Here is a 17,331-nt window from a genome sequence, read left to right as displayed (position 1 = left end):
TGGATGCCGCGTAAGAGCCTACACGGACGTACTTGCGGCGTGTCCCACGTCGGTACGCGTGCAAGCGCCCGCAGCAAACCGAAGCATTCGCATGAAAACGCCAGATGTCGTGCGCAAGACCGATCGATGTGCGGAGTCGGTCGGCGGCGCGGTGCCACATCCGGTGTCGGGACACGCCGTAAATCCATCCGTGGAGGCTCGGTGGCGGCATCCATGCCGCCACACGGTCCCGCCCCCGGACGCGGCACCGCGCTCCCAACATTGCCACTGCTGATCGGCAGGCGATGCTCCCCACGCAAGCATTGATCACGATACGCGTTCCGCCAAAACGCACATGGGCCGCATCAGCGGCCCATGTGCAACTCACTACATCCACTCCCGCAGGAGCCGCTGACTTACTTCAGCTTGGCGTCGGCGCGCAGCGCGTCGGCACGGTCGGTCTTTTCCCACGAGAACGCGGTGGCGTTGTGCTGCGCACCGGTCGCGTCGGTGTAGCTGAAGTCCTTCGGCTTGCGGCCGAAGTGACCGTAGGACGCGGTCTGCTGGTACATCGGGTGGATCAGGTCGAGCATCTGGATGATGCCGAACGGGCGCAGGTCGAAATGCTTGCGGATCAGCTTTTCGATCTGCTCGTCGGCAATCTTGCCGGTGCCGAAGGTGGTGACCGAGATCGAAGTCGGCTCGGCCACGCCGATGGCGTAGGAAACCTGCACTTCGCAACGGTCGGCCAGGCCGGCAGCCACCACGTTCTTGGCCACATAGCGCGCAGCGTAGGCAGCCGAACGATCGACCTTGGACGGATCCTTGCCCGAGAACGCACCGCCGCCGTGACGTGCCCAGCCGCCGTAGGTGTCGACGATGATCTTGCGACCGGTCAGGCCGCAATCGCCCACCGGGCCGCCGATCACGAACTTGCCGGTCGGGTTGATGTGGAACTTGGTGCCCTTGTGCAGCCACTTGGCCGGCAGCACCGGCTTGAGGATTTCCTCGCGCACCGCTTCGATCAGGTCTTTCTGCTTGACGCCCGGATCGTGCTGGGTCGACAACACCACCGCATCGATCGCAGTCGCAATGCCGTCTTCATAGCGCAAGGTGACCTGCGACTTGGCATCCGGACGCAGCCAGGACAGCGCCGAGTTCTTCTTCTTGCGGATCTTGGCCTGCTGCTCGACCAGGCGGTGTGCCAGGTGGATCGCCGCCGGCATGTGGCTGTCGGTCTCGTTGGTCGCATAGCCGAACATCAGGCCCTGGTCGCCGGCGCCCTGCTGTTCCGGGTTCTTGCGGTCAACGCCCTGGTTGATGTCCGGCGACTGCTTGCCGATCAGGTTGAGCACACCACAGGTCTCGCCGTCGAAGCCGACGTCGGAGCTGTTGTAGCCGATGTCCAGGATCACCTTGCGGGTGAGCGCTTCCAGGTCGATCCAGGCGCTGGTGGTCACTTCGCCGGCAACGATCGCAACACCGGTCTTGACCATCGTCTCGCACGCCACGCGGGCACGCTTGTCCTGGGCCAGGATGGCATCCAGCACGGCGTCGGAGATCTGGTCGGCGATCTTGTCCGGATGGCCTTCGGAGACCGATTCGGAGGTGAACAGGTAGCTGGACATCTGGCTTATATCCCTTGATTCGGATGAAAAGATGGCTGCGGATGATACACGCCCCGCATGTCCGTTGCATTGTGCGCCTGAACAGGTGGCAATGGAGTTAAGCAGACGTCGGTGACAGCAAGGCGCTGCCGTGCAGGACGACCAGCCAAGCCTCGCCGATGATCGCCCTACATTCGACTGAAAACGCGTACAAACATGCCTGCCAATGCATGTTGGGCCTGCTAGCATCGGGCGATGGATTCATTGACCCAGATCGTTCTCGGCGGCGCCGTCGCTGCCGCCATCGCCCCGGCCGGACAGCGCCGTGCCGCCCTGTTGGCCGGCGCGGCACTGGGCACCTTGCCCGATCTCGACGCACTGGCGCTGCTGCCCTTTACCAGCGACCCGGTCACGCAGATGACCGTGCATCGCAGCGCCAGCCATTCGTTGTTGGTGCTGCCATTCGTCGGTTGGCTGATCTGGTGGCTGTACCGCCGCTACGGCAACCGGCGCGTGGCCAGTGCGCCCAAGCGCTGGTTCTGGGCGATTCAACTGGCCTTGATCACGCATCCCTTGCTGGATGCCTTCACTGTCTATGGCACCCAGCTGTGGTGGCCGTTGCAGCCGCCTCCGGCCATGTGGTCGAGTGTGTTCATCATCGATCCGGGCTACACGCTATGGCTGTTGTTGGCCTGTGCAGTGGCGTGGTTTGCACGTGCGCGGCCGCTTGCCCAGCACGCGTTGGTGATCGGGCTTGCGTTGAGTTCTGCGTATCTGGGTTGGTCGCTGCTGGCCAAGCACCTGGTCGACCGCGAAGCCGACCGCGCGTTGGCCGCACTCGGCTTGAAGGATGCGCCGCGCTTCTCGGTGCCGATGCCGCTCAACACTCTGTTATGGCGGGTGGTGGCGATGACGCCCAACGGCTATGTGATCGGCGAGCGCTCGCTGGTGGCCGACAAGGGCCCGATGCAGTTCCGCGGCTATTCCAGCAACACCCAGGCCTTGGGCGAAGTGGCCAAGTTCGATTCGGTGCGCCGGCTGACCTGGTTCAATCGCGGCTTCATGCGCGCGCGTCTGGTCGACGACGAGTTGATGCTCAGCGATCTGCGCATGGGCCTGGAGCCGGACTACAACTTCAACTTCGTGGTCGCCCATCGCGAAGACGGGCAGTGGCAGCCGATTGCGCCGCGGCAGGTCCAGGCGGCCTACCGCGCGCCGGTGGCACGCGATCAGATCGGTGAAGTGCTGGCGCAAATGTGGCACCGCATCTGGCACGAGCCGGCCGGCACGGTGCTGACCGGCGATCTGGAACATGCCGCCGCGCCTGCGCCGGTGACTCAGTAGAACCGCGCAGTAGACCCTCTCGGCGCCCGCTCAATACACCGTGGCACGCGCCTGCACAAACGAATAGAAGAACACCGCATTCGGGTCGCTGTGCACCTGCGCCAGTTCGCGGCGCATGCCGTCCACGGTGTCTGCGTTGACCGCGCCGGCCCGCAGCAATTGCTCGGCCGCCGACAGCAGCACTTCTTCCCAGAACCCGATCATGGTCTTGCGCCGGCCCGGCTCGCGGTTGTCCAGGTGCAGCGTCTTGATCTCGGTCTGCACATCGCGAAAGCCGCCGGCCAGCAGCAGGTTGCCCAGCTTGGCGCCGACGAACGGATCGCCGCCCTGGTCGTGCTGAAAATCGTTGAACGCCATCCAGTAGCGCCACAGATTCGGCGAGTACGGATGCAGCAGGAACGAGGCATTCATGACCTCAGTGACATACACCGGCGAGCCCGGCAGCAGCACGCGGCGCACTTCGTTGAGCACGCGTGCGGGCGAGGGCACATGTTCGAGTACCCAACACAGGAATGCCGCATCGAATTGACGCGCCTCGAACGGCAGGTCGGTCGCATCGGCCTGTTGCAAGGTGTAGCGCTCGCGGCACCACGCCAGCCGCTCGAGATTCGCGCGTGCCGCGCCCAATTGCGCCTCGCTCAAGTCCACGCCGGTCACGTGCAGATCGGGAAAGCGGCGCAACAGGATCTCGGTTTGCGCACCCACGCCGCTGCCCACTTCCAGCAGACGTCGCGCGCCGCTGTAGTCGATCTGATTGAACAAGGTGGCTTCGAGCAAGCGGGCCTGTTTGAGCAGGCGTGCCTGTTCGGTGGGCGAAAAACCATGCAGATAGGTGGGTGTATCGCCAGGTGCGCTCATGCGTGCAACTCTCACAAAAAATTGAAGCTAGAAAATCAGGCTCAGGCTGCGGCCGACAGCGCCGGCGACACACCGGCGATCAACGCATCGAAATAATCGCGGGTCAGCGCCAGCTGCGCCTCTGGTGTTTCGGCGCGATTGACCACCGCGCGGAAGTCGGCGCTTTGCGGGTGATCCTTGGCGTACCAGCCCAGATGCTTGCGCGCGATGCGCACACCTTGCGGCTGCCCGTAGAACGCATGCAGCGCTTCCAGATGGCCAAGCAAGGTATCGCGCACGAACGCCAACGACGGCGGCGGCAACAGCTCGCCGGTGGCCAGGTAATGCGCCACCTCGCCGAAGATCCACGGCCGCCCCTGCGCGGCGCGGCCGATCATCACCGCATCCACGCCGGTGTCGCGCAGCACCTGCGCCGCCTTCTGCGGCGAGTCGATATCGCCATTGGCGATCACCGGAATCTGCAACGCAGCCTTGATTTCGGCAATGGTCGCGTACTCCGCACTGCCGGTGTAATGCTGATCGCGGGTGCGCCCGTGCACGGCTAGCGCGGCGATGCCGCAGTCCTGCGCAATGCGCGCAATGGTCGGGCCGTTGCGATGATCGCAATCCCACCCGGTGCGGATTTTCAACGTGACCGGCACGTCCACCGCCTGCACCACTGCGCGCAGGATCCGCGCCACCAGATCTTCGTCGCGCATCAGCGCCGAGCCAGCCCAGGCATTGCAGACTTTCTTTGCCGGGCAGCCCATGTTGATGTCGATCAGCTGCGCGCCGTGGTCCACGTTGTAGCGCGCGGCCTCGGCCAGCTGCTGCGGCTCGGTGCCGGCAATCTGCACGCTGATCGGATCCGGCTCGCCGGCATGGTCCATGCGGTGCAGCGATTTGCGCGTGCCCCAGAAACGCGGATCGGAGATGGTCATCTCCGACACCGCCAGCCCGGCGCCCAGCCGCTTGCACAACAGCCGGAACGGCTTGTCGGTGACGCCGGCCATCGGGGCCAGGATCACCTTGGGGTCGATGGAGTAGGAGCCGATGTGCATGGCGGCATTGTAGCTGGGAGGGGAAGGGGGAGTCGGGAATGGGGATTGGGGAATCGTAAGAGCGCTTGCGGGCTTCGGTTCTGCGCCACTGCTATGCGAGTCAGTTGAGCAATGTCAGCGCTCTGGGAAAGGACGGCTATGGCGGAGATGTTGGCGGGCCGAACTCTCACCCCACCTCTTCGGTGAGTTGACTGTCTTCCGTCGTACCCTCACCTCAACCCCCGCTTCGCGCCCCTGCCCGCGCTTGCGGCGCGGGCGCTCCAAGGCACACGCGCCAGTGGCGCGTAAGCAGCGCCTTCTCGCCCCGCGGGGAGAGGGGCTTTGTTTCCTTCTCCCGTCGGGAGAAGGTGGCGCGTCAGCGCCGGATGAGGGTACGGGCGCCCGACACTGCATCAGGCCTCTTCCTAGTTACCCGAACGACTGTCCGATGAAGAAGACCGAAGTTCCGGCAGCAGCAGGGCTCACGGCGTCCGTCGGCAGACGGGTCTCAACATGCCGTTCGCCAATCAAAAACAGTCTCTAACATGCAGGCCAACGCCCTGAACGCAAAAGGCGACCGCATCGCTGCGGTCGCCTTCGTCGTCGCGTGAAGCGTGCGGATCACACGGCCGGTTCGGGCACCATTCGCGGCATCGAGGTAGCAGCGCCTTCCACTTCGGTGGAGCGTGCGGCATAGCGGGTGGCAAAGCGCACGTGGGTGTTGAAGCTGGCGCCGGGCGACTGCGCCAGCGAGGCCACCAGCGCGCCGTTGAAGGCATCGCCGGCACCGGTGGTGTCCACCGTCTGCGCGCTTTCCGCGCCCACGCGGTAATGCGCGGCGGTATCGCCACGCAGCTGTTCTTCTGCGTGCGAAATGAACGCGCCCACCGAACCCAACGTCACTACCACGGTGCCGCCCGGCAGCAACTTGCGGCATAGCGAATGCAGTGTGTTGCCGTCCAGCGCCGCCACATCGTCGGCGTTGATGCGCTCGCCGACATGGCGGCCGAGCAGGGCGGCGAATTCGGTTTCGTTGGGCGTCAGCACATCCGACAGCTTGAGCAGACCGATCGAGGTCGGCGCATTGGCCGGCGCGGCGTTGAGCACGGTCAGTACGCCGCACTCACGCGCCAAGGCCAGCGCAGATTCGATGGTTTCCGCCGGCGATTCCAGCTGCGCCAGCAACACCCGGGACGAGGCGACCAGCGCGCGTTGGTTGTCGACGAACGCGGCGCTCAGCACCGAGTTGGCACCGGCACCGATCACAATGGTGTTGCGGCCGTGCGCATCGACATAGATGCCGCCGGTGCCGGTCGGCTCATTGCTGGGCTCGGCGATCAGCGCGAAGCCATCGTGCGCCGCCAGCGAGCGCGCCAGCGCACCGCCGGCATCGTCGCCCAGCGCGCACAAAAAATGCGTCTTGGCGCCGGCACGCGCGGCCGCGACCGCCTGATTGAACCCCTTGCCCCCCGGGCCGGTGCTGTAGCGACCGGCGATGGTGGCACCCGGCGCGGGCAGGACATCACAGCGCCACACGTGATCGACATTGAAGGACCCGACAACGACGACCGAACTCATAAATACCCTTAACTTGAATGACTGAATAAAACGTGGCGTGCGGCGATTAGACCGGCACACCGATGAACCCGCGCCACCTCAACCGAAATGCGAGAGCACGCCGGCAATGGTAGCGGTCATGAACGTTGCGATCGAACCGCCGAGCACCGCGCGCAGCCCGAACTTGGCCAGATCGTGACGGCGTTCCGGTGCAAGACCGCCGATGCCGCCGATCTGGATCGCGATCGAGCTGAAGTTGGCAAAGCCGCACAGGGCATACGTGGCAATCAGCCGGCCTTCGGCGCTCAGGCCCACGCCCGGCACTTCGCCCTTCACGATCCGCGACAGCTCGCTGTAGGCGACGAACTCGTTGATCACCACCTTCTGGCCGATCAGCGAACCGACCGTGGTCGCATCCACCCACGGGGTACCGATCACCCAGGCGATCGGCGCCAGCACGTAGCCGAAGATCGTCGACAGGTTGGTCGGATGGCCCAGCGCCTTGGCGGCGCCGGTGACATCGCCCAACCAGGTCAGCGGTGCGTTGATCAATGCGATCAGCGCGATGAAGGCCAGCAGCATCGCGCCGATATTCAGCGCCAGCCGCAAGCCATCGCCGGCGCCGGCCGCGGCCGCATCGATGACATTGCTGGTGGTTTTTTCCACTTCCATCTTGACCGTGCCGCGGGTCAGCGGGGTGCCGGTTTCCGGCACCAGCAGCTTGGCCACCACCAGGGTGGCGGGCGCGGCCATGATGCTGGCGGCGAGCAGATGCTTGGCGTAGAACGCCTGCTGCGCGGGGTCGCTGCCGCCGAGCATGCCGACGTACGCTGCCAGCACGCCACCGGCGATATGCGCCATGCCGCCGATCATCATCGTCAGTAGCTCGGACTGGGTCATCTTGGGAATGTACGGGCGCACCGTCAGCGGCGCCTCGGTCTGGCCGATGAACACGCTGGCGCACACGCTGGTGGTTTCCGCCCCCGACACGCGCATCACCTTGGTGATCGCCCAGGCCATCGCACGCACGATCACCTGCATCACGCCCAGGTGGTAGAGCACGCCCATCAGCGCAGAGAAGAAGATGATGGTGGGCAGCACCTGGAACGCAAAAATGAAGCCGTTGCTGTTGATGTCCATCAGGCTGCCGAAAATGAAGCTGGAGCCCTCATTGACGAAGCTCAGCACCCTCACGAAGCCCTGGCCCAGCCAGTCGAACACGTCGCGCCCGCCCGGCACCAGCAGCACCAGTGCGGCGAACGAAATCTGCAGCGCCAGGCCGGTGGCGACCAGCTTCCAGTCGATCGCGCGGCGGTTGTTCGAAAACAGCCAGGTGATGCCGATGAGCACCGCCAGACCGAACAGGCCGAAGCCGATCCTTCCCAAACCTTCGACCATTCCATTCCCCGGCGCAGACGGCAAACCGAGAAGCCTAGAGCAGGGGGTGACGGTGGGCAAGGCGAGCGGTGTTCAGACGTTCCCCGTCAGCCCGCAACCGAGATGCAGCGGGCGCTGACAGGCCGGCAGTAGCGAGCGGGTGAGCCGTGCTTGCGCAAAGTGGGGGATTTGCGGAGTCGACTCACCGGTAGTGGAAGGGATAGCGCGATGGCACCAGCGAAGGCCACGCTCCGTGATTCGATCCGGCAGCCAGACGCTGCTTTTCCATCAGTCGCCGACGACAGCCGAAGGTGCTTGCGCGCGTACCGGCGTGGGACCTTATGCGGCATGGATGCCGCAGAAGAGCCTACATGGACGTACTTGCGGCGTGTCCCACGCCGGTACGCGCGCAAGCGCCCCGCAGTGACCGAGGCTTTCTCAAAAACCGCTCAGACGTCGCGGGTGGGAGCGGTCGATGCAAGGCGCCGCATCCGGGAGCGGGACACGCCGTGAATCCGTCTCTGGAGGCTCGGTGGCGGCATCCATGCCGCCACACGGTCCCGCCCCCGGACGCGACACCCCGCTCCCACTTTTCGCCGTGGCTGATCCACAAGCAATGGCTGCATGCAGGCGGAATCTCTGGAGAGTCCGCGGTCGATCATGTGACCAACATGCCACGCCCTGTCGCCCCAGCAACCTCACGTCCTACACTGCGCACGCCGATCCGGGGCAGGGCGCCGCGGAGGTTGTTGGAGTCTGCCAATGCATTACCGTCGTCTGGGTTCCACCGGGCTGCAGCTGTCGGCCTTGTCGTTCGGGGCCTGGGTCACCTTCGGCAAGCAGATCGGGCGCAGCGAAGCGCGCAACCTGATCGCCGCCGCCTGGGACAACGGCATCAACTTTTTCGACAACGCCGAGGTGTATGCACGCGGCCGCGCCGAAGAAGTGATGGGCGATGTCATCGCCGACCTGCGCCTGCCGCGCGATGGCTATTGCGTCTCGAGCAAGGTGTTCTTCGGCGCGGTGGACAGCCCGCGCCCGACCCAGCGCGGACTCTCGCGCAAGCACATCACCGATGCCTGCCATGCCGCACTCAAGCGCCTGCGCGTGGAGTATCTGGATCTGTATTTCTGCCACCGACCCGATCCTGACACCCCCATCCAGGAAACCGTGCGCGCCATGGACGCACTGATCCGCCAGGGCAAGGTGCTGTACTGGGGCACTTCCGAATGGAGCGCCGAACAGTTGCGCGCCGCCATCGCCATCGCCGAGCAGGAGCATCTGCACGCCCCGTCGATGGAACAGCCGCAGTACAACCTGCTGCATCGCGACCGGCTGGAGCGCGAGTATGCCCCGCTATGCGAAGCCGGGCTGGGCACCACCATATGGTCACCGCTGGCCTCGGGCCTGCTGACCGGCAAGTACAACGCCGGCGTGGACGCCGACACCCGTCTGGGCCAGCCGGGCAATCACTGGTTGCAGGACGAAGTGCTGGGTGCACCGGAGGCCCGCCGCCTGGAACGTGCCCGCGCGTTCTGCGCGCTGGCCGCCGAGTTGGGCCAGTCGCCCGCACGCCTGGCCATCGCCTGGTGCCTGCGCAATCCGCATGTATCCACGGTGATTCTCGGCGCCAGCCGCGTAGCGCAACTGGAAGAAAACCTCGGCGCGCTGGAAACGCTGACCAAGGTCGATGCAGCTGACTGGGCGCGGGTGGAAGAGGTCACGCGCTGAGAGGTGGGGTTGTTGATCCAACTGGGCGAGGTCGGCTCCGGCTGGAATGTGAGACGGCAGGCTTTTCATGACGGACGATGGAGCTGCGCCACGACCGCTGCGCACATCGATTGATAAATGCAATCGATATGGGGGTATTCATCTAAAGATCCAGGCATTCAAATGAGAATGGCTCTTGATCATTAAATGAGAATGGTTATTATTTGTCTGGCCAACCGACTGGAGATCCAGATCATGACCGCTCACCCCGTGCTGCTTCGCTCCGAACCGGTCAACCTGCGCGACCGCGCCGTCCCGCGCGCTGTCCCCGCAGAAGACGTCATCAGCAGCGAGGCGCTGCTCAAGGGCCGTCGCGAAGTGCTGATTCAGCATGGCGATCGCGTCTATCGCCTGCGCCATACCAGCAACGACAAGCTCATCCTGACTAAGTAACACCGCCGATAACCCGCTGCGCACCGCCAAGCGGGCACGGGCGGTGTCGAGATCGGCAGGTGCCCAGCATCAGCCGGACTCGTTCGCTCCCGCAGCCTGATTGCCGCGCACGATGTTCTAAGTCGCTTCACCCCACCGATGCCCGCTCGCGCAGGTATTGGAGCTGTCTGCCGCGGGCGTTGCCGCCGCCGCCCGCCACTTCATTATCTCCCCTCGGCTGCTGCACGCGGCGTCTGCCACAGCGCGCGCTGTCGGGGGTTCTTCTCGAAGGTCTCCGATGATCCGCCTGCATCCGCTGGTGGTCGCGCTGTCGCTGGCGCTGCCTGCTGTTCCGTTGTGTGCCCATGCTGCTGAACTCGACGGCAGCGGGGATGCCGCGCGTGAGGTGCACGACTTCAACCGGCTGCAGGTCACTGCTACGCGCACCCAGCGCGCCCTGGTCGATGTGCCGAGCACGGTGGATGTGATCGACCGCGAACAACTCGACAACCAACTGGTGCGCGAGCTCAAGGATCTGTTCCGTTACACGCCGGGCGTGTCGGTGACCAGTACCAGCGGCCGCTTCACCGGCGCCAACGGCATCCGCATCCGCGGGCTGGACGGCAACCGCGTGGCGATCCTGGTCGACAACGTGCCAGTGTCGGATACCTTCAGTTTCGGCAGCTACCTCAACGCCAACCGCAATTTCGTCGATCTGGAAACGCTCAAGCGCGTCGAAGTGGTGCGCGGGCCGGCCAGCTCCTTGTACGGTTCCGATGCGCTGGGCGGCGTGGTGGCCTTCGTCACCAAGGACCCGGCCGATTATCTCAGCGCCGACAAGCACAGCTACGTCGGGCTGAAGTTCGGCTACGAGGGCGACTGGAATGGCCTGTTCGCCGGTGCCACCGGCGCGTTCGGCGGCGAGCGCTGGAGCGGCATGGTGGCGGTGAGTCACCGCCAGGGTCAGGAAGCGCAGAACCAGGGCGACAACCGTAGCCGCGATTTCACCCGCACCGCAGCCAATCCGCAGCGCATCGACGGCCGCAGCGTGCTCGCCAAACTCGTCTACGCGCCGAGCGCGCAGCAGCGCTTCAAGCTCACCGTGGAAGGTAACGAAGACTACGGCAGCATCGATGCGCTCACCGGTATCGACCCGCGTAACGCGATGGCCTCGCTGCGCATTCTGTCGCAGGAAGGGCGCGACCATCAGACCCGTGCGCGCGTCTCGCTGCGGCACGAGCTGGATGCACTGGAGTGGGCGCTCGCCGACGATCTGCAGTGGCAGTTGTATCGCCAGGACAGCAAAAGCCTGCAGCGTACCGATGAGTTGCGCGGCAACAACACGCGCCGCCACAACGAACACAATTTCGATCAGCGCGTGTACGGGCTGCTGGTCAACGCGCACAAGTCCATCGACACAGGCACGCTCAGCCACGACATCACTTACGGTCTGGATGGCACCTGGACCGACACCCGCGCCAAGCGCGACGGGTATTCGGTGAATCTGGCCAATGGCGTGGTGACCAACCGGGTCGGTCAGGACGTGTTCCCGGTGCGTGATTTCCCCAACAGCGAAACCACCAAGCTCGGGTTATACGCGCAGGACGAGATCCGCCTGTTCGACGGCAAGCTGTCGCTGACACCCGGCGTGCGCGTGGATTATTTCCGCCTCTCGCCACAGGTGGACGATATCTTCCGCGAAGACAATCCCGGCGTAGCCGCTGCGACCATCGACGAAACCCAGGTCTCGCCCAAGTTCGGTGCGGTGTGGCGGTTTTCGGACGCATGGTCGGCGTATGCCAATTACGCGCACGGCTTCCGCGCCCCGCCGTACAACGACGTCAATATCGGCTTCACCAATCTGCAGGCGCGCTACACCGCCATCGCCAATCCGGACCTGAAATCGGAGACCAGTCGCGGTGGCGAATTGGGGCTGCGCTTCAACGACGCGATCGGGTATCTGGGCGTCGCCGTGTACTACACCGACTACCGCAACTTCATCGAATCGTATGCGCCGGCCGGCTTCAACGCCGATGGGCTGATGCTGTTCCAGTCGCGCAACGTGGACGATGTGGTGATCAAGGGCGCCGAAGCACGCGCCGGTGTCGATCTGGGCGCGCTGGCGGGTTGGCAGGGCTGGTCGCTCAACAGCGCCGTCGCCTACTCGGAAGGCGACAATCTCACCGACGACACCCCGCTTAATTCGGTCGACCCGCTGCGTGGCACGCTCGGCGTGGCCTTCGACAGCGATGGCTGGGGCGCAGAGTTGATCGGCACGGTCGTTGCACGCAAACGCCGCCCGCAGCTGGACAGCTATTACACGCCGGCCGGCTACGCCACGCTGGATCTGATGGGGCATTGGGAATTTGCGCCCGGCGCCAAGGTCACCGCCGGCATCTTCAATCTGGCCGACCGCCGCTATGTGGACTGGAACGCGCTGCCCAACGGCACGCTGGCCAGCAGCACGGTGCTCGACCGCTTCACCGGCGCCGGGCGTACCGCCTCGGTCAGCCTGGCCGTGAGCTGGTAGCGGCCATGACCAGCGCCCGCCCACTGCCGCAGTTGTCGCATGCACGTGCCACCCGCGCCGCGCTGCCGCGTCCGCAGCAGCTGGCGGCACTGGGCACGGTGCTATGTCTGTATCGGCCCGCGCTGGGCAACGAGCTGGATGGCTGGCAGCACGCGGTGGATGCGGCGGCATGCCGGCAGGTCGACAGCGACGGCGTGCGCGAAAGCATCTGGTTCTTCGATGCCGAAGGACACTGCTGCTGGCGGATTTGTCTGTTGCCGGACAGCGATTTTTTGATCTGGGATCGCCTTGTCTCGCGCTTGCCGCCGCTGCCGATGGAAACCCATGAGCTCGGCGTCGGTGAGCGACTATGGCGGCGCCTGGCCGGGCGCATGCGCGGTGAGGCCTGGCGATTGAGCGCGCTGCGTTTGCAGACCGCAGCCACTCGCGAGCAACCGTTTGTCGCCAGCCTGGCGACAGTCTCGGCACTGGGCGCGGAAGTGGCCGCACGCCTGGCGCGCGAGGAGGGCATCGACGGACGCGTGGCGGTGGATGATTGCTGCTGCGCACGCGCTGCGGCCTTGCGCGCTGACTCCACCTCATCAAGCAATACTGATCCACCCGACATGACGACGTCGCTGGTGCGCTTGCGCCGCTGACGTTCCTGAGACCACCACCGAGAGTTCCGATGAGCCCACTGTTTCCCCGCTGTATCGCACTGACGCTGAGCCTGTTGCCGTTGATTGCCGCCGCCGACGCCCAGCGCGATCGCCAGAGCATCCTGGCGATGCAGGGCGAATACGCCGTGGACTTCGCCTTCGACGAAACCGTGCTGCTCAAGCCCGGTTACGAACGTGCCTCGGCCATGCGCAGCGGCGCCAGCGAAGTGGTCATCGTGGTCGAAGATTCACCGCGCAAAGTGGTGCTGCAGCACTTGTTGGTCGACGAAAAGAGCAAGCATGTGACCAAGCACTGGCGGCAGGACTGGATCTTCGAGGCGCCGCAGCGTTTCGAGTTCACTGCCGAGCAGACCTGGACGGTGCATGCATTGCCGGCAGCCGTCACGTCTGGCGCATGGACGCAATGCGTGTATGAAGTCAGCGATGCGCCCCGCTATTGCGGCACCGGTCGCTGGGACTATGCCGAGGGTCATCCCACCTGGACCAGCGATCTGAGCTGGCGCCCGTTGCCACGCCGCGAATACACCAAGCGTAGCGACTACAACGCGCTGTCGGTGATCAATCGCCACACGCTCACGCCCAACGGCTGGACCCACGAACAGTTCAACACCAAGGTGCTGCGCAAGCCCGATGGCAGCCAGGAGGCGATCGCGCGCGAGTTCGGCTTCAACGATTACCGCAAGACCACCGAGGTCGATTTCGCCCCGGCCTATGCTTACTGGAAAGGCACCCAGGGCTACTGGGCCAAGGTGCGCACGCGTTGGGCCAGGTTCCTGGACACGCCGCCCGGCCTGCATCTGAAGACCAAGCCGGACGGCATGGCGATGATCATGCCGATGTTCCAGCAGGCCGAGACCGTGCAGAAGGGCAAGCGGGTCAAGGACGCGCAACTCGATGCGGTGTTCGCGCAGTGGGTGGAACCGGCGAACTAGGCACCCGCATGTCGTAGGAGCGCGCTGGCGCGCGATTGAGGCTTTATCGGTAACGCCTCATCGCGCGCCAGCGCGCTCCCACGGGGCATTAGCCTTATTCCTTGAACATCAAGAACGCGGCCACCAGAATCAGACCGAACGCGGCCCAGTGATTCCATTTCAACGACTGGCCCAGGTAGAACGTCGAGAAGCCGGCGAACACCAGCAGCGTGATCACTTCCTGCATGCCCTTGAGCTGCGGGGCCGAATACACCGCGCTCCCGAGCCGGTTGCCCGGCACCTGCAGGCAGTATTCAAAAAACGCGATGCCCCAGCTGACCAGGATCGCGATCATCAACGGCGTGCTCTTGTACTTCAGATGCCCGTACCAGGCAAAGGTCATGAACACATTGCTGGCGAGCAACAGCAGGATCGGGTAGACGTAAGCAGTGAAGGGCGCGGTGGGCATGACGGCGGTCGGGGTGTGAGCGGGCCGGCAGCATAATCCAGCTCCGTTAAGCGCACGCGACCGTGCCGATGAGCCCGGTGCCGCCTAGCGCTGCATGCCCCAGCGGCGCACGGTCAGCCGCTCGATCGCCTGGAATACCACCCCTTCCACCAGCAGGCCCAGCACGATCACCATCGCCAGGCCGGCGAACACCCGATCCGTATACAGCTCGTTGCGGTTCTGGAAGATGTACCAGCCCAGACCGCCCTGGCCGGAGGTGGCCCCGAACACCAGCTCGGCGGCGATCAAGGTGCGCCAGGCGAACGCCCAGCCGATCTTCAGCCCGGACAGGATCGCCGGCAGCGCGGCCGGGATCAGCAGCTGCGCCACGTAACGCGGCCCACGCAGCCCGTAATTGCGCCCGGCCATGCGCAGCGTTTCCGGTACTGCCTGGAAGCCTGCATAGGTGGTCAGCGCCAGCGGCCACAGCACCGAATGCACCAGCACGAACACCAGGCTGCCGGTGCCCAGGCCGAACCACAGCAAGGCCAGCGGCAGCAGCGCGATGGCCGGCAGCGGATTGAACATGGCGGTCAGCGTGCCGAGCACGTCGCGGCCCCAGCGCGTGGAGGCGGCCAGTGCGGTCAGCAAGAAGGCCAGCACCACGCCGAGCGCATAGCCCTGCGCCAGCACGCGCAGCGAGGCGCCCACGCGGCGCAGCAACTCGCCGGACAGCAGCCCGTCGTAGAACGCGCGTGCGGTCTGCAGCGCGCTTGGCAGCATCAGGTCGTCGCCAACCACGCGTGCGGCGATCTCCCATATGGCGACCAGCACCACCAGCACCAGCGCCTTGCGCAGCCACGGCGGCGCCTGCCAGCGCGTCGGCGCGGCGGTGGCGATCAATGCGGGGTCCAGCGGTTGTAGTGCACGTTCGTACTCGGGCCGCACCGGCGGGATCGGCGGCAGCGCGGTGGCGTCGCTACGGCTCATGGCAGCGCCTCGCGTTGACGCACGGCCGGGCGACGCAATGGTGCCACCTTGTCGTCGTCCAGGGTGTCGTCGGGCAAGTCGAAAAGCAGTCGATGAATCCGCTGCGCGGTCTGCTGAAACGCCACGCTGCCGGCACTCTGCGGCCCGAACGCATGCGCGTTGAGTTCGGCCCGCACCTGCCCCGGATGCGGCGACAACAGCAACACGCGATTGCCGACCACCAGGGCTTCTTCGATCGAGTGGGTGACGAACAGCAAGGTGAAGCGCGATTGCTCCCACAGCTCCAGCACCTGCTCCTGCATGCGCGAACGCGTCAATGCATCGAGTGCAGCGAAGGGCTCGTCCATCAGCAACACGCGCGGGCGCATCGCCAATGCGCGCGCGATCGCCACGCGTTGCTTCATGCCGCCGGACAAGGTGTGCGGATAGGCATCGGCAAAGGCGCTCAGACCGACCTGCGCCAGACTGTCGTCAGCACGTTCGCGCGCTTCGGCACGCGAGAGCTTGCGTGCCGCGCGCAGGCCGAACACCACGTTCTCGCGTACGGTTTTCCACGGCGCCAGTTGATCGAATTCCTGGAACACCACCACCCGGTCCGGCCCCGGCCCGGTGACCGCGTTGCCATCCAGACGGATCTGCCCCTCGCGCGGGGTCACAAAGCCGGCCACCGCCTTGAGCAAGGTGGATTTGCCGCAACCCGACGGCCCCAGCAGCACGAAGCGATCGGCTTCATGCACATCGAAACGCACGCGGTGGGTGGCACGCACCACGCGCTGCGCGGAGGCGTATTCCAGGCTGACGTGGTCGACTTGCAGCAATGGTGTCGGCGTGGGCATCGCTCAGCTCCCGCCCGCAATCAGCGGGTCGTCGAAGAAGTAGTCGCTCAGCTTGCTAGGCGTCTGCTTGATCGCGCCGCTGTGCTGCATGAACTTGCCCAGCCCCAGCGTGTTCTGCGGCACCACGGTGAACTGCACTTTCGGGTCCTTGAGGATCTGCAACACCAGCGCGCGGTCGATGCCTGAGCCATTGCGACGCAGAAAGATATCCGCCGCCTGTTCCGGGTGCGCGGTGACAAAACGTGCCGCCTGATCCAGCGCAGCGACGAAGGCGCGATAGGTCTTGGGATTGTCGCGGCGGAATTTTTCGGTGGCATACAGCACCGTCGCCGACGAGGGGCCGCCTTCGATCTCGTAGGAGCTGGTCACGATATGCGCGGCCGGGTTACGCGCCAGTTCCTGCTCCTGAAACGGTGGGCTGGCAAAGTGCGCGGTGATCTCGGTGCGACCACGGATGATCGCGGCGGCAGCATCCGGATGCGGCAATGCGACCTGCAGCGGATCCAGCTGATGCGTGCCCTTGTCGCCCCAACGTTGCTGCGAAGCGTGCTGCAGAAAACGCGACTGCACCGACACGCCGGTGGCCGGCACCGCAATCCGGTCCTGCGGGGTGAAATCGCCAATGGACTTGATGCGCGGATTGTTGCTGATCAGGTAATACGGAAAGTTACCCAGCGATGCCACGCCGCGCACGTTCTGGCGGCCATGCGTGCGGTCCCAGATGGTGAACAACGGCCCGACACCGGCACCGGCGATATCGATCGAACCGGTCAGCAAGGCATCGTTGACCGCCGCGCCACCGGACAACTGCAGGAACTGCACGTCGATGTCCACGCCAGCCGCCTTGCCCTGCTGCTCGATGAGTTTTTGATCCTGCGCCACGTCCAGCAGCAGATAGACGATGCCGAACTGTTTGGCAACGCGCAGTTTTCCTTCTGCCTGCGCATGCGCGCTGAGCAGCAGCGGTAACGCGGCGAGAAGCAGCAATGCAATACGCCGGGAGAAACGTCGGCGCTGCGGAGCTGCGTGAGAAGTGACGGTCAAACGCATGCGGCGCTCCAGTCGAGAGGGGAG

General features: G+C 65.0%; 15 protein-coding genes. 6 read left to right on the top strand and 9 right to left on the bottom strand.

The window, feature by feature from the left end; genetic code table 11:
- Window positions 1-395: 395 nt before the first annotated feature.
- Window positions 396-1,607: a methionine adenosyltransferase gene (gene metK / locus AC1KVG_RS03320; RefSeq protein WP_481093498.1), complete on the bottom strand. Its 1,212-nt coding sequence runs from the start codon at window positions 1,605-1,607 to the stop codon at window positions 396-398.
- A 234-nt stretch (window positions 1,608-1,841) separates the two neighbouring features.
- On the opposite strand from metK, the gene AC1KVG_RS03315 reads away from it, so the two are divergent.
- On the top strand, window positions 1,842-2,930 hold the full coding sequence (locus AC1KVG_RS03315; RefSeq protein WP_115039817.1) for a metal-dependent hydrolase: 1,089 nt from the start codon (window positions 1,842-1,844) through the stop codon (window positions 2,928-2,930).
- Window positions 2,931-2,960: 30 nt separating this feature from the next.
- On the opposite strand, the gene AC1KVG_RS03310 is transcribed toward AC1KVG_RS03315, so the two are convergent.
- The 4 genes from AC1KVG_RS03310 to AC1KVG_RS03295 all read right to left on the bottom strand — a co-directional run bounded on the left by AC1KVG_RS03310 (window position 2,961) and on the right by AC1KVG_RS03295 (window position 7,762).
- Window positions 2,961-3,788 carry a methyltransferase domain-containing protein gene (locus AC1KVG_RS03310; protein ID WP_481093497.1) on the bottom strand — a complete coding sequence of 276 codons (828 nt, stop codon included), beginning with the start codon at window positions 3,786-3,788 and terminating at the stop codon, window positions 2,961-2,963.
- A gap of 41 nt (window positions 3,789-3,829) precedes the next feature.
- On the bottom strand, window positions 3,830-4,828 hold the full coding sequence (gene dusB / locus AC1KVG_RS03305) for a tRNA dihydrouridine synthase DusB (RefSeq protein WP_481093496.1): 999 nt from the start codon (window positions 4,826-4,828) through the stop codon (window positions 3,830-3,832).
- A 600-nt stretch (window positions 4,829-5,428) separates the two neighbouring features.
- Window positions 5,429-6,385 carry a ribokinase gene (locus AC1KVG_RS03300; RefSeq protein WP_043888963.1) on the bottom strand — a complete coding sequence of 319 codons (957 nt, stop codon included), beginning with the start codon at window positions 6,383-6,385 and terminating at the stop codon, window positions 5,429-5,431.
- A gap of 78 nt (window positions 6,386-6,463) precedes the next feature.
- Window positions 6,464-7,762 (bottom strand): NupC/NupG family nucleoside CNT transporter, encoded by a 1,299-nt coding sequence (locus AC1KVG_RS03295; RefSeq protein WP_006451423.1) that lies wholly within the window; start codon window positions 7,760-7,762, stop codon window positions 6,464-6,466.
- Window positions 7,763-8,503: 741 nt separating this feature from the next.
- Here AC1KVG_RS03295 and AC1KVG_RS03290 point away from each other — a divergent pair.
- The 5 genes from AC1KVG_RS03290 to AC1KVG_RS03270 all read left to right on the top strand — a co-directional run bounded on the left by AC1KVG_RS03290 (window position 8,504) and on the right by AC1KVG_RS03270 (window position 14,004).
- The gene (locus tag AC1KVG_RS03290) at window positions 8,504-9,472 is read left to right on the top strand and encodes a potassium channel beta subunit family protein (RefSeq protein ID WP_481093495.1); all 969 of its coding nucleotides are present in this window, start codon (window positions 8,504-8,506) and stop codon (window positions 9,470-9,472) included.
- A gap of 192 nt (window positions 9,473-9,664) precedes the next feature.
- Window positions 9,665-9,904, top strand: a complete 240-nt coding sequence (hemP, locus tag AC1KVG_RS03285) for a hemin uptake protein HemP (protein WP_023902748.1) — start codon at window positions 9,665-9,667, stop codon at window positions 9,902-9,904.
- 277 nt (window positions 9,905-10,181) lie between these two features.
- Complete coding sequence (locus AC1KVG_RS03280; RefSeq protein ID WP_481093494.1) at window positions 10,182-12,413, top strand: TonB-dependent hemoglobin/transferrin/lactoferrin family receptor; 2,232 nt, start codon at window positions 10,182-10,184, stop codon at window positions 12,411-12,413.
- A gap of 5 nt (window positions 12,414-12,418) precedes the next feature.
- A complete protein-coding gene (locus AC1KVG_RS03275) occupies window positions 12,419-13,051 on the top strand; it encodes a Hemin transport protein (RefSeq protein WP_481093493.1) in 633 nt (210 codons plus the stop codon).
- A gap of 29 nt (window positions 13,052-13,080) precedes the next feature.
- Entirely contained in the window at window positions 13,081-14,004 is a 924-nt protein-coding gene (locus AC1KVG_RS03270; protein WP_481093492.1) for a DUF6607 family protein, read from the top strand.
- A gap of 94 nt (window positions 14,005-14,098) precedes the next feature.
- Here the strand turns inward: AC1KVG_RS03270 and AC1KVG_RS03265 are convergent, their stop codons facing one another.
- From AC1KVG_RS03265 to AC1KVG_RS03250, 4 genes are all read right to left on the bottom strand, one after another.
- Complete coding sequence (locus tag AC1KVG_RS03265) at window positions 14,099-14,452, bottom strand: DMT family protein (RefSeq protein WP_023902752.1); 354 nt, start codon at window positions 14,450-14,452, stop codon at window positions 14,099-14,101.
- Window positions 14,453-14,536: 84 nt separating this feature from the next.
- Window positions 14,537-15,421 carry an ABC transporter permease gene (locus tag AC1KVG_RS03260; RefSeq protein ID WP_481093491.1) on the bottom strand — a complete coding sequence of 295 codons (885 nt, stop codon included), beginning with the start codon at window positions 15,419-15,421 and terminating at the stop codon, window positions 14,537-14,539.
- Window positions 15,418-16,257, bottom strand: coding sequence for an ABC transporter ATP-binding protein (locus AC1KVG_RS03255; protein WP_115039825.1), 840 nt, complete (start codon window positions 16,255-16,257; stop codon window positions 15,418-15,420). Before AC1KVG_RS03255 ends, AC1KVG_RS03260 begins: the two co-directional genes overlap by 4 nt.
- 3 nt (window positions 16,258-16,260) lie before the next feature.
- Window positions 16,261-17,307 (bottom strand): ABC transporter substrate-binding protein, encoded by a 1,047-nt coding sequence (locus tag AC1KVG_RS03250; RefSeq protein ID WP_481093490.1) that lies wholly within the window; start codon window positions 17,305-17,307, stop codon window positions 16,261-16,263.
- Window positions 17,308-17,331 lie beyond the last annotated feature (24 nt).

The organism is Xanthomonas sp. NCPPB 3959, assembly GCF_056675575.1.
Note: the sequence above shows the minus strand (reverse complement) of the source record. Positions and strands in the feature narration are given on the sequence as shown.